This is a genomic window from Affinirhizobium straminoryzae, assembly GCF_007004135.1.
GTDB classification, from domain to species: Bacteria; Pseudomonadota; Alphaproteobacteria; order Rhizobiales; family Rhizobiaceae; genus Neorhizobium; species Neorhizobium straminoryzae.
In genome coordinates this window covers 1-11,715 of sequence record NZ_VJMG01000023.1, presented here as the reverse complement: position 1 = coordinate 11,715, position 11,715 = coordinate 1, and the positions used below count along the sequence as shown (strand labels likewise).

Below are 11,715 nucleotides of genomic sequence, written 5' to 3'. Positions count from 1 at the left end.
GGCCGAAAATCAGCCGATGATGCCCATGATGTCGGCTTCCTTCATGATGAGAAGGTCAACGCCGTCGAGCTTGACTTCCGTGCCGGACCACTTGCCGAACAGAACGCGGTCGCCGACCTTCACGTCGAGCGCAACCAGCTCGCCGTTTTCCTTGCGGGCGCCCGGACCAACAGCGATGACTTCGCCTTCTGCCGGCTTTTCCTTGGCGGTGTCGGGAATGATGATGCCGCCCTTGGTCTTTTCTTCAGACTCGACGCGACGAACGACAACGCGGTCGTGCAGCGGGCGGAAATTGGTGCTTGCCATTGTCTAATCCCTCGATCAAATGACATAGGCGGGTTCAAAGTTTCCCGCGATGATGTTGTTAGCACTCCCATCTGGTGAGTGCCAGCGCCGTTGAGATAAGATTGGAGCCTGTATGAGTCAAGAACGGGGCCCAGAAATTTTATCCTGCGGCGGAACCTTTTCCCTTGTGGTTCTTTCCCCGTGCGGCTGCCTGAGCGCATGAATGAACCTGCTCCGTCGTTCGGCGCGCTGACGCTGGCCTTTGCGCGCATTGGCTGCCTCTCCTTCGGCGGGCCTGCGGCGCAGATCGCCATGATGCATCGCGTCTGCGTCGAGGAAAAAGGCTGGATCCGCGAGGACCGCTATCTGCATGCGCTGAACTACTGCATGCTGCTGCCCGGCCCGGAGGCGCAGCAGCTCGCCACCTATATCGGCTGGCTGACGCATGGGGTGCGCGGCGGGATCGTTGCCGGCCTCCTGTTCGTGCTGCCGGGGCTTGCCGTCATCATCGGCCTTTCCACCGCCTATGCGCTCTATCAGGACGCCGGCTGGCTGTCCGGCCTGTTCTTCGGGCTGAAGACCGCAGTGCTGACCATCGTGCTGGAGGCGGTGCTGAGGCTTTCCCGCCGCACGCTGAAGACCCGGTTCCTCCGGCTCCTGTCGATTCTCGCCTTCCTGGCGCTCTTCGCGCTGGCCCTGCCGTTTCCGCTGGTGGTGGTGGTGGCCGGGCTTGCGGGCTATCTGCGCGCACGGAGGCTGCCGGCAGAAGCTGCCGCCGCAGAGCCGGTGGAGACCCAGCGCCCCCGCTCGCCGCTGGGCACGGCCCTGCTGCAGCTCGGTTTCTGGGTCCTCGTCTGGCAGTTGCCCTTTCTCGTCCTGTCGCTGGTGGCGGGCGCGGAAAGCCTGGCCGCCCTGTTTGCCTTCTTCTCGAAGATGGCGCTCGTCACCTTCGGCGGCGCCTATGCGGTGCTCGCCTATGTGGCGCAGGTGGCGGTCGAGAATTATGGCTGGCTGCGCCCCGGCGAGATGCTGGACGGACTGGCGCTGGCGGAAACCACGCCGGGGCCGCTGGTGCTGGTGCTTTCCTATGTCGGCTATCTCGTCGGTTTTCGCACGGTGCCGGGGCTCGAGCCGGTGATCGGCGGCATTGTCGGCGCGCTTCTGGTGGCCTGGGCCACGTTCGTGCCGAGCTTCATCTGGATCTTCGCCGGTGCGCCCTACATCGAGCGGCTGCGCGGCAAACCGCAGATTTCCGCAGCGCTGTCTGCCATCACCGCTGCCGTCGTCGGGGTCATTGCCAATCTGGCGCTGTGGTTCGGCCTGCATGTGCTGTTTGCCGATGTGCACCGTCTGCCGCTGTTTCCCGGATGGACGGGCGAGGGGGCGCCCGGCCTCTGGTGGCCGCGGCTGGCCTCGCTCGATCCGGCGGCGCTCATCCTCTTCCTCGTCTCGGCCATCCTGCTTCTGCGGCTGAAGATCGGCATGGTCAAGGTGCTCGGCCTCTGCGCGGCGGCCGGTCTCTTGTGGCGGCTGGCGGGGTTCTGACGGCGAGGCCGTGCCGCGTGGCTGCAGCCGCAGTGTTCACAAGGAAACTCCTTGCCATCGGCCCCCAGCTTTGCCATGTCAGCGCATATCTTTTTCAAGGCACCGGATGACCATGGCAGACCGCATTCAGAATCTCAGCGCGATCACGGCGGGCTATCAGCTCGTGCTTTCGGATGTGTGGGGCGTGCTGCACAATGGCGTCGACGCCTTCCCGGCTGCCTGCGTGGCGCTGGCCGATGCGCGCAAGGCCGGCGTTACCGTGGTGCTGATCACCAATTCGCCGCGCCCCGCGCCGGGCGTCATCGAGCAGCTGCGTGTGCTCGGCGTGCCGGATGAGGCCTATGACCGCATCGTCACCTCCGGCGACGTGACCCGCCGGCTGATCGCCGAGGGCCCGAACAGGGTGTTCCTGCTGGGCCCCGAACGCGACATGCCGCTGCTCGAGGGGCTGGACGTCACCGTCACCGGCGAGGAGGCGGCAGAGGCGATCGTCTGCACGGGCTTCTTCGATGACGAAAAGGAAGTGCCGGAAGATTATCACGACATGCTGACCCGCTTCGTCGCCAGGGGCGCGCCGCTGATCTGCGCCAATCCGGATCTGGTGGTGGAGCGCGGCCATCGCATCATCCCCTGCGCCGGCGCCGTTGCCGCCTATTACGAACAGCTCGGCGGCTCAACCCGCATCGCCGGCAAGCCGCACCGGCCGATCTACGAGGCGGCGCTGGCCGCCGCGCGCGAGGTTCGCGGCGAGATCGACATGGCCAGGGTGATTGCCGTCGGCGATGGCATGCCGACCGATGTGAAGGGGGCGCTGAGCTACGGCCTGGACCTTCTCTACATTTCCGGCGGCATCCATGCGGCCGAATATACGGTGAACGGCAAGACCGACGAGGCGATCCTCAATGCCTATCTCAAGCGCGAGGGGGCGACGCCGAAGTGGTGGATGCCAAGGCTCGCCTGACGGAAGACCGCGCCATGACCGTATTTCACCGCAACGAGAAGAAAGAGCCGCTGCCGGCCGAATTGCACGGCGGTGTGGTGGCGATCGGCAATTTCGACGGCGTGCATCGCGGCCACAGCAGCGTGCTGGAACGGGCGCTGGCGCTCGCCGAACAGCGCGACGTTCCGGCCCTGGTGCTGACCTTCGAGCCGCATCCGCGCACCGTCTTCCGGCCGGACCAGCCGGTGTTCCGCCTCACGCCTGCGCCGTTGAAGGCCCGCCTGCTGGCAGCCATGGGCTTCCGCTCGGTGATCGAATACCCCTTCGACCGCGATTTCTCGCAGCGCACCGCCGAGGATTTCGTGCAGACCGTGCTGGCCGGCTGGCTGAAGGCCAGCGCCGTCGTCACGGGCTTCGATTTCCATTTCGGCCGTGGCCGCGAGGGTGGCCCGGCCTTCCTGATGGAGGCCGGTCGCCGCTACGGCTTCGACGTGTCGCTGGTCGATGCCTTCCGCGACGAGGGCGCCGAAGTGATTTCCTCCAGCCGCATCCGCACCCTTCTCGGAGAAGGCAATGTGGTGGAGGCGGCCGGCCTGCTCGGCTATCGCTACACGGTGGAGGCCGAGGTGATCGACGGCGAGAAGCTGGGGCGCACGCTCGGCTATCCCACCGCCAACATGCGCCTTGCCGCGGAAACGGAGCTGAGATCCGGCATCTATGCCGTGCGCTTCCGCCGGCCCGACGGTTCGCTGCATGACGGCGTGGCAAGCTATGGCCGCCGCCCGACGGTGACGGACAACGGCGCGCCGCTGCTCGAAACCTTCCTGTTCGATTTTTCCGGCAGCCTTTATGGCGAGGTCTCGTCGGTGTCCTTCTTCGGCTATCTGCGCCCGGAACTGAAGTTCAACGGGCTGGACCCGCTGGTGGCGCAGATGAAGCAGGACGAGGCGGAGGCAAGGGCGCTGCTGCAGGGCGTCCAGCCGCTCGGGGCTCTGGACGCCCGGATCGCCTTCTGAGAAGAGGCCTCGTCAGGCCCGCGCCCGCATCGCGTGACGAGGCTGCTGCCGTGCCAGCGCTGCCGGCGGCAGGGCATCGGCGGTAAAGGCGCCGAGTTCGATCACGCGGCCGGTCTCGGCCACGCAGATCTCGGTGATCGGGTGTTCGCATTCGCCGGCGGCAAAGTGCAGTGCTGCCTCGCGGGTGCGGAACAGCCCGCCGACACGATCCTGACGGTCGTGCACCACCCACCAGCCGTGATGATCGCGGCCGATGGTGAAGCGGGGCAGGGATGCGATGCAGGATCGTTGGTGATCCTCGGCTTTCTGGGCGGAACCCATCATAGTCTCCTTGTTCGACAGGGTCAGAGCCGGCAGCGCAGGCCGCCTTGCGTGGCAAGGGCGGCTGCCTGCAGGAAGGGAAGGTCGGTCGAAAGGCCGACGAGCGAGAGAGCGGTGCGCAGCGCCGCCAGATTCTGCGCTTCCACCGGTACCAGCGGCAGGCGCACTTCCGGTGAGGTGCCGAACACATAGGCAAGCGCCTGCTTCAGCGTCGAGACCGGATGATCGCGGTCCATGGCATCGAGCAGCGGCTGCAGGCGCGTCTGCAATGCGTGCGCGGCCTTGAGATTGCCGCCTGCGGCCGCATGATGCAGCGAGGCGGCCAAACGCGGCGCGACATTGGCGACCCAGGAGATGCAGCCGGCCGAACCGAGAAAGCCCGTGACATCGCCTTGTCCGTCGCCGCAGTAGAGACGGGTGCGCAGGCGCGTGTCATCGGAGAGGCCGAAGAGGGCAGCGTGATCGCGCGAGCCGTCGATGATGCCGGACACGTTCGGCAGGCCGGCCAGGCGCCCAACAAGTTCCGGTGTCAGCGCAAGCATGGTGGTGGCGGGGCGGCTCAGCAGAAGCACCGGCAGGCCGGCACCGGCGGTGATCTGCATCACATGCCGCACCACGCCCTCTGCGCAGGGCTTGTTGTAATAGGGCAGGACCAGAACGGCTCCATCGACGCCGGCCTGGCGGGCCTCATCGATCAGCGTTATCGCCCTGTCGGTGGCGTTGGTGACGATGCCGGCAAGCACAGGCACGCGACCATGCGCCACCTCGATGGCCGTGGCCATGACGGTGGCCCGCTCGGCAGGCGTCAGGCAATGGGATTCGCTCGCCTCGCCGCAGACGACGAGGCCCTCGATCCCGGCCTGGATCTGCCATTCGATCAGCAGCGACAGGCCGGTATGGTCCAGTGCGCCGTCCCGGAACGGGGTGACGAGATCGACGAAGGTTCCCTGAAACGGGGAAAGAGGCATGATGGCGGCTCCCGTCACACCTGCGGCTCGGCCATCAGCCGGCTGAGCAGGCGCCCGAAACGCTGGCGCCCAAAACGCTGGCGCCAGGGGAGCGTTGCGGCAGCAGGCGCGTTCGCTGCCTGGGGTGTCGCCTGCGGGGCCGAGGTCTCGCGGCTTGCCGCGCGGATGATGGAAAAGAGTTCGTGCGCCTGGATATCCTGCGCGCAGAAGAGGCTGAGCCTGTACATGGGTAAATCCCTCATGCTGTTGCAGGCTCAAAGCTAGGCCTGCCGGCATCAGGTTTCGATTTGGAAATCATCCGGCCCGCATCAAGATTTCCTCAAGATGGCGCGGCCGCCGCTGGCTGGCGCCGGATGCTCCGTTGACGCTTCCTTCGGCCTGCCGGACGCGTGTGCCGTGCGAATAGCTGTGGAAGGCCGGACGTTTACCCTTTGTTGACCATTTCGCCCCTTGCGGCGGGACAACAGGAGTGGCGTCATTGCAGAAACCGCCGAATCCGGCGGATCTATTTGAAAAAGCGTATCGCGCCGATGCTGGATCTGCTGACGGTCGTCACCTACAATGCGGTGGTCAATTTTGCCGTGGTGGTGGTCGCCACCATTGCGTGGATACGGTCCCCTCGCCAGAAGGACATGATCTACTGGGTGCTTGCCGCCTGGTTCATGGTGCTGGGCGCGATCTGCACCAGCATGACCGAAGCGCTGCCCCACAACATCCTCGCCTATCTCGGCGGATCGATCTATGTCGCGCTGACCGGCTTCATGCGGCTGGGCTTCAAGGAATTCTACGGACAACCCTACCGGATCGGCGAGGCCTTCGTTGTCTCCGTGTTCGTCTGTATCGGCTTTGGCCTGGCGGAACTGACGGCTGATCCCACCTCCATGCGCATCATGCTGATCTATGTGGGGTCGGCGGCCAATCTGGCGCTCGGCGCCGCGGTGCTGTGGCGGGGGAAACCCGGCGAGTGGCTGCCCTCCGGCCGGCTGGCCTCCGCCATCTATGCGGTCTATGCGCTTGCCAACCTGATGACGGCGCCGCTTGCCATTCTCTATCCGGTGCAGTTCATCGACCGGCTGCCGGTGTCGGACTGGATGGCCTATACCAGCATGTTGCTTCTGATCTTCAACCTGCTGTCCTTCATGATGGCCATGGTGCTGAAGCTGGAACGCAGCGGCGAGATGCAGCGCAGGCTGGCCGAGCGCGACACGCTGACGGGGCTTCTCAACCGTCGGGTCTTTCTGGAGCAGGCGGCGCAGCTTGCCAGCCGGGGCGCAACCGCCATCGCGGTGCTCGATCTCGACCACTTCAAGCGTATCAACGACACCTATGGCCACCGCGCCGGCGATGATGCGCTGGTGCAGTTTTCCGAATGCCTGCGCAAGATCCTGCCTGCCCAGGCGATCTTCGGGCGGCTGGGGGGCGAGGAGTTCGGCATCTGCCTGCCCGGCCACGACCAGGCGTCGGCGCTTGGCGTCATCCAGGCGCTGCTTTCCTTCCTCTCGACGGAGGAGATCCGCTCCGGCGACAACCGGTTCCGGCTGACCTTCTCCTGCGGGGTCACCGTGATGGATGATCCGGCCCGCAGCCTGGATGCGTGGATGGCCGATGCCGACAGCGGCCTTTATGCGGCAAAGGAGGAGGGGCGCAACCGTGTGGTGGCGCATCGCGGCAGGCCCCTGCCGCCGGAGCCCGGCCGTGGCGCGCCGCTCGCCTTTGCCTGAGCGGTCGGTGCCGCGCATTTCCGCCTGATCTTGCCCCTTCCTTTTGCCGGCAAAAACCCTTAAACAACCCGGCACTATGACGATCGTTTCCGTGGCCCGCATTCATCGAATTATCGGCCCGGCCTTCCACGCAGCGTAATCGCGCGGGAAGGTCCGGGTTTTCGGTGCTTGGGCGTCGTTTCGTCCGGGCACGTTTCTTCCGCCACGTCGAATTTCATCCGCGCGACCCCTTTTGCCGTCGCTTCCCTGAATGGCTGATCCATGACCGATACCAAGACCGATTATTCCTCGACCCTCTACCTGCCGCAGACCGAGTTTCCGATGCGCGCCGGCCTTCCCCAGAAGGAGCCGGACATGGCAAGCAAGTGGAAGGAGATGGGGCTTTACAAGAAGCTGCGCGCGTCTGCCGCCGGCCGCGAAAAATTCGTGCTGCATGACGGCCCCCCTTACGCCAACGGCAACATCCATATCGGCCATGCGCTGAACAAGGTGCTGAAGGATGTCATCACCCGCTCGTTCCAGATGCGCGGGTTCGACTCGAACTATGTTCCAGGCTGGGATTGCCACGGCCTTCCGATCGAATGGAAGATCGAGGAATCCTACCGCGCCAAGGGCAAGGACAAGAACGAGGTTCCGATCAACGAATTCCGAAAGGAATGCCGCGAATTCGCGCAAGGCTGGATCAACATCCAGTCGGAGGAATTCCGCCGTCTCGGCATCGAGGGCGATTTCGACCATCCCTACACCACCATGGCCTTCCATTCGGAAGCCCGCATCGCCGGCGAACTCTTGAAGCTTGCGATGAGCGGACAGCTCTATCGCGGCTCCAAGCCGATCATGTGGTCGGTCGTGGAGCGCACGGCGCTGGCGGAAGCCGAAGTGGAATATCACGAGGTCGAGAGTGATACGATCTGGGTGAAGTTTCCGGTAAAGTTCATGGTGCGTGATGGCCAGCAAGCGAGCGATCTGCTCGATGCCGCCGTCGTCATCTGGACGACCACGCCTTGGACCATCCCCGGCAACCGCGCCATCTCCTACTCGTCGAAGATTGAATACGGTCTGTACGAGGTAACCGCTGCTACCAACGATTTCGGTCCGCGACCGGGCGAGAAGCTGATCTTTGCCAAGCGTCTTGCGGAGGAATGCGCGACAAAGGCAAAGGTGACGCTGCAGTTGGTGCGAGAAGTCAGCGGTGCTGAACTTGAGGGCGTCAATTGTAGACATCCATTGAATGGATTTGCCGGCGGTTATGGCTTTACGGTTCCGATGCTCGACGGCGATCATGTTTCTGAAGACGCCGGCACGGGCTTTGTGCACACGGCCCCCGGTCATGGTCGCGAAGACTTTGACATCTGGATGGAAAAAGCGCGCTTCAAAGGCGTGGATACCAAGATTCCCTTCACGGTCGATGACGCCGGCTTCTACACGGAAGATGCTCCCGGTTTCGGCCCATCCGCCGAGGGCGGCGCTGCCCGCGTGCTGGATGACAACGGCAAGAAGGGCGATGCCAACAAGCGGGTGATCGAGGCGCTGATCGCGGCGAACAACCTGTTTGCCCGTGGCCGCATCAAGCACGAGTACCCGCATTCCTGGCGCTCCAAGAAGCCGGTGATCTTCCGCAACACGCCGCAATGGTTCGTCTACATGGACAAGGACCTTGCCGATGGCACCACGCTGCGCAGCCGCGCGCTTGCCGCCATCGACCAGACCCGTTTCGTCCCCGCCGGCGGCCAGAACCGTCTGCGCGCCATGATCGAGCAGCGTCCGGACTGGGTTCTTTCCCGTCAAAGAGCATGGGGCGTGCCGATCTGCGTCTTCGCCGATGCCGAAGGCAATGTCCTGAAGGACGAAAAGGTCAATGCCCGCATTCTCGAAGCCTTCGAGGCGGAAGGCGCCGATGCCTGGTTTGCCGAAGGTGCCAAGGAGCGCTTCCTCGGCAATGAGCATGACGGCGACAAGTGGCAGATGGTCACCGACATCCTCGACGTCTGGTTCGACTCAGGCAGCACGCACACGTTTACGCTGGAAGACCGCCCGGACCTGAAGTGGCCGGCGGATGTCTATCTGGAAGGGTCCGACCAGCATCGCGGCTGGTTCCATTCCTCGCTTCTGGAAAGCTGCGCCACCCGCGGCCGTGCGCCCTATAACGCCGTCGTCACCCATGGCTTCACCATGGCCGAAGACGGCCGCAAGATGTCGAAATCGCTCGGCAATACGGTGACGCCGCAGGATGTGATGAAGGAATCCGGCGCCGATATCCTGCGCCTGTGGGTCATGTCGACCGACTATGCGGAAGACCAGCGCCTCGGCAAGACGATCATCCAGACCAATATCGATGCCTATCGCAAGATCCGCAACACGATCCGCTGGATGCTCGGCACGCTCGCTCATGACCACGGCGACGAGATTGCCTATGCCGATCTGCCGGAACTCGAAAAGCTGATGCTGCATCGCCTCAGCGAACTCGATCAGCTGGTGCGCAAGGGCTATGACGAGTTCGATTTCAAGCGCATCGTCCGGGCACTTTCCGACTTCGCCAATGTGGAACTGTCGGCCTTCTACTTCGACATCCGCAAGGACACGCTCTATTGCGAAGCGCCCTCCAGCCTGAAGCGTCGCGCGGCACTCCACGTCATCCGCAAGCTCTTCGATTGCCTTGTGCTGTGGTTCGCCCCGATGATGCCCTTCACCACGGAAGAGGCCTGGCTGTCGCGCGATCCCTCGGCGGAATCGGTGCATCTCGAACAGTTCCCGGTGATCCCGGCCGACTGGGCGAACGAGGCCGTGGCCGAAAAGTGGAAGAGTGTGCGCGCTGTCCGTCGTGTCGTCACCGGCGCGCTGGAAGTGGAGCGCAAGGAAAAGCGCATCGGCGCCTCGCTGGAAGCCGCCCCCGTCGTGCACGTCGCTGATCCCGCGCTGCTCGCCGCGCTGGACGGGCTGGACTTTGCCGAAATCTGCATCACCTCGGATATTGCCGTGGTGGCGGGCGAGGGGCCGGCAGACGCCTTCCGTCTCGAGGATGGCACCAAGGTGGCGGTCGAGCCGAAGCTTGCGGAGGGCACGCGCTGCGCCCGTTCCTGGCGCATCACGAAGGATGTCGGTTCCGATCCCGACTATCCGGATGTCTCGGCGCGTGATGCAAAGGCCCTGCGCGAACTTGCCGCGCTCAAGTAACAAACCGTGCCGGATGATTGCGCTTTGGCGCGTCATCCGGTAAGTCTGCCTGAAATTGGCCGGAATTCTCGGTCATTGCGATCCGATGTAATCTCGCAGGCGTCGAGGACGGGCGCGGCTGGAAGGGTTTGAATGAAAACGATGCAGGTCATTTGCGCGCGTGCAGGCATTCTCGCCGTTGCCGTGACGAGCCTGGGGCTGTCGGGCTGCGTGTCCAGCCCCACCTACGGCACGAGCAAGACGGCCGCCGAACAGCTGGCCGACGACCTCGGTGAGTCGGTTTCGCTCGGCCTTGACAAGGAAGAGAAGAAGACCGCCTACAATCCGCGCCCGCCGCTCGTGGTCAACAAGAAGATCGAGCAGGGGCTGCCCGCGCCGCAGGCCTCGCTTGCAAGCCGTGACAACAATCCGCAATGGCTGGAATCGCCGGAAGAAACGCGTGCCCGCCTTCGCGAAGAGGCAGAAGCCAACAAGAACAATCCCAACTATCGCTCGCCGCTTCTGGCCGGCAACGGCACCGCCGGCACGCTGACGGAAAGCCAGAAGTGGGAAGCCTTCCGCAAGGCCAAGGCCAATGCCAACGATCCCGGCATTTCCGGCCAGCGTCGCACGCTGACCGACCCGCCGCCGGAATATCGCATGGCCGACAATGCCAACCTGACCGATCTCGGCGAGCCCGAGGCCCAGAAGGAACGCGAGCGCAAGAAGGCCGCCGAGGCTGCCAGCAAGACCTCGTCCTGGTGGAAGGTGTTCGAATAAGCCGGACGCCGCGTCGAGCGGCTGCCGTGCTTGATTTCAGCGCGGCTCCTCCCGCTTTCCCTTGAAGAAATCGACCAGCAGTTCGGCTGCCGTCGTTTCGCTGAGGCCGGAATAGACATCCGGCGCATGGTGGCAGGTCGGCTGGTCGTAGAAGCGCACGCCGCTCTCCACCGCGCCACCCTTGGGATCGCGCGCGCCATAGTAGAGCCTTCGGATGCGGGCAAAGGAAATGGCCGCCGCGCACATGGTGCAGGGCTCCAGCGTCACGTAGAGATCGGCGCCCGGCAGGCGCTCCTGGCCCAGCGCCTCGCAGGCCATGCGGATCGCGGCCATTTCGGCATGGGCGGTCACGTCGCAGGTTGCGCGGGTGATGTTGCCGGCCCGTCCGATGATGTGCCCGTCGAGAACGACAACGGCACCGATCGGCACTTCGTCGCGTTCCGCTGCCTTGCGGGCCTCCGCCAGTGCCTCGTCCATGAAGCGATTTGTCCCGCTCATACGGCGATTTCCTCTTAACCAGGGCAACACGAACTGGTAGGAACGGTCCCAACCCTTGCGTCGTGCCAGCCGTTTTCCGCGGTGCGACCAGACGAAAATTCAGTCAACACGCACATGGTCGGGACATATCCGTCCGACACTCTGCTTCAGGCAAACAACAAATGAGCTTCAAAGACAAGCCGAAGCGCGAGGGAGGCAAGCCCTTCGATCGCGACAGGAAAGATACCGCCAAGCCGAAAAAGACCTTCGATCTCGGTCCAAGGCCGGCCCGCAAGGCCGCAGCGCCGGCCGCCGAGGCGACCGATGCCACCGCCGGCAAGCCGGAGCGCATCTCCAAGATTCTCGCCCGTGCCGGTGTCGCCTCGCGCCGCGACGTGGAGCGGATGATCATGGACGGCCGCGTGCGCCTCAATGGCCAGGTTCTCGATACGCCCGTGGTCAATGCCACGCTTTCCGATCGCATCGAGGTGGATGGCGAGCCGATCCGC

General features: G+C 64.3%; 12 protein-coding genes. 7 read left to right on the top strand and 5 right to left on the bottom strand.

Annotation, left to right across the window (positions count from 1 at the left end):
• Positions 1 to 9: 9 nt before the first annotated feature.
• Positions 10 to 306 carry a co-chaperone GroES gene (gene groES / locus FNA46_RS10120; protein ID WP_143125078.1) on the bottom strand — a complete coding sequence of 99 codons (297 nt, stop codon included), beginning with the start codon at positions 304 to 306 and terminating at the stop codon, positions 10 to 12.
• Positions 307 to 504: 198 nt separating this feature from the next.
• Between groES and chrA the strand changes: the two genes are divergently transcribed.
• The 3 genes from chrA (at position 505) to FNA46_RS10105 (ending at position 3,786) form a co-directional block, all read left to right on the top strand.
• Positions 505 to 1,830, top strand: a complete 1,326-nt coding sequence (gene chrA / locus FNA46_RS10115) for a chromate efflux transporter (protein WP_143125077.1) — start codon at positions 505 to 507, stop codon at positions 1,828 to 1,830.
• Between the two features lie 112 nt (positions 1,831 to 1,942).
• Positions 1,943 to 2,791, top strand: coding sequence for a TIGR01459 family HAD-type hydrolase (locus tag FNA46_RS10110; RefSeq protein ID WP_143125076.1), 849 nt, complete (start codon positions 1,943 to 1,945; stop codon positions 2,789 to 2,791).
• Between the two features lie 14 nt (positions 2,792 to 2,805).
• Positions 2,806 to 3,786, top strand: coding sequence for a bifunctional riboflavin kinase/FAD synthetase (locus tag FNA46_RS10105; RefSeq protein ID WP_143125075.1), 981 nt, complete (start codon positions 2,806 to 2,808; stop codon positions 3,784 to 3,786).
• A gap of 12 nt (positions 3,787 to 3,798) precedes the next feature.
• Here FNA46_RS10105 and FNA46_RS10100 read toward each other — a convergent pair whose 3' ends face one another.
• The 3 genes from FNA46_RS10100 to FNA46_RS25995 are packed head-to-tail and all read right to left on the bottom strand — an operon-like array spanning position 3,799 to position 5,302.
• Entirely contained in the window at positions 3,799 to 4,107 is a 309-nt protein-coding gene (locus FNA46_RS10100; RefSeq protein ID WP_143125074.1) for a hypothetical protein, read from the bottom strand.
• 23 nt (positions 4,108 to 4,130) lie between these two features.
• Complete coding sequence (locus FNA46_RS10095) at positions 4,131 to 5,075, bottom strand: dihydrodipicolinate synthase family protein (RefSeq protein WP_185969796.1); 945 nt, start codon at positions 5,073 to 5,075, stop codon at positions 4,131 to 4,133.
• A gap of 14 nt (positions 5,076 to 5,089) precedes the next feature.
• Complete coding sequence (locus tag FNA46_RS25995) at positions 5,090 to 5,302, bottom strand: hypothetical protein (protein ID WP_185969795.1); 213 nt, start codon at positions 5,300 to 5,302, stop codon at positions 5,090 to 5,092.
• 282 nt (positions 5,303 to 5,584) lie between these two features.
• On the opposite strand from FNA46_RS25995, the gene FNA46_RS10090 reads away from it, so the two are divergent.
• The 3 genes from FNA46_RS10090 to FNA46_RS10080 all read left to right on the top strand — a co-directional run bounded on the left by FNA46_RS10090 (position 5,585) and on the right by FNA46_RS10080 (position 10,729).
• Positions 5,585 to 6,796 carry a GGDEF domain-containing protein gene (locus tag FNA46_RS10090; RefSeq protein ID WP_143125072.1) on the top strand — a complete coding sequence of 404 codons (1,212 nt, stop codon included), beginning with the start codon at positions 5,585 to 5,587 and terminating at the stop codon, positions 6,794 to 6,796.
• Between the two features lie 261 nt (positions 6,797 to 7,057).
• Positions 7,058 to 9,970, top strand: coding sequence for an isoleucine--tRNA ligase (gene ileS / locus FNA46_RS10085; RefSeq protein ID WP_143125071.1), 2,913 nt, complete (start codon positions 7,058 to 7,060; stop codon positions 9,968 to 9,970).
• A 132-nt stretch (positions 9,971 to 10,102) separates the two neighbouring features.
• Entirely contained in the window at positions 10,103 to 10,729 is a 627-nt protein-coding gene (locus FNA46_RS10080; RefSeq protein ID WP_143125070.1) for a hypothetical protein, read from the top strand.
• 36 nt (positions 10,730 to 10,765) lie between these two features.
• On the opposite strand, the gene FNA46_RS10075 is transcribed toward FNA46_RS10080, so the two are convergent.
• Positions 10,766 to 11,227, bottom strand: coding sequence for a nucleoside deaminase (locus FNA46_RS10075; RefSeq protein WP_143125069.1), 462 nt, complete (start codon positions 11,225 to 11,227; stop codon positions 10,766 to 10,768).
• Positions 11,228 to 11,388: 161 nt separating this feature from the next.
• Between FNA46_RS10075 and FNA46_RS10070 the strand changes: the two genes are divergently transcribed.
• The coding region (locus FNA46_RS10070; protein WP_281288934.1) for a S4 domain-containing protein at positions 11,389 to 11,715 on the top strand (327 nt) is incomplete at its 3' end.

Excerpts from the sequence above, each read along its gene's own strand:
- FNA46_RS25995 (WP_185969795.1), bottom strand. The coding sequence starts at position 5,302 with ATGTACAGGCTCAGCCTCTTCTGCGCGCAGGATATCCAGGCGCACGAA.
- FNA46_RS10080 (WP_143125070.1), top strand. The coding sequence starts at position 10,103 with ATGAAAACGATGCAGGTCATTTGCGCGCGTGCAGGCATTCTCGCCGTT.
- FNA46_RS10110 (WP_143125076.1), top strand. The coding sequence starts at position 1,943 with ATGGCAGACCGCATTCAGAATCTCAGCGCGATCACGGCGGGCTATCAG.
- chrA (WP_143125077.1), top strand. The coding sequence starts at position 505 with ATGAATGAACCTGCTCCGTCGTTCGGCGCGCTGACGCTGGCCTTTGCG.
- FNA46_RS10075 (WP_143125069.1), bottom strand. The coding sequence starts at position 11,227 with ATGAGCGGGACAAATCGCTTCATGGACGAGGCACTGGCGGAGGCCCGC.
- FNA46_RS10095 (WP_185969796.1), bottom strand. The coding sequence starts at position 5,075 with ATGCCTCTTTCCCCGTTTCAGGGAACCTTCGTCGATCTCGTCACCCCG.
- FNA46_RS10105 (WP_143125075.1), top strand. The coding sequence starts at position 2,806 with ATGACCGTATTTCACCGCAACGAGAAGAAAGAGCCGCTGCCGGCCGAA.
- FNA46_RS10100 (WP_143125074.1), bottom strand. The coding sequence starts at position 4,107 with ATGGGTTCCGCCCAGAAAGCCGAGGATCACCAACGATCCTGCATCGCA.
- groES (WP_143125078.1), bottom strand. The coding sequence starts at position 306 with ATGGCAAGCACCAATTTCCGCCCGCTGCACGACCGCGTTGTCGTTCGT.
- ileS (WP_143125071.1), top strand. The coding sequence starts at position 7,058 with ATGACCGATACCAAGACCGATTATTCCTCGACCCTCTACCTGCCGCAG.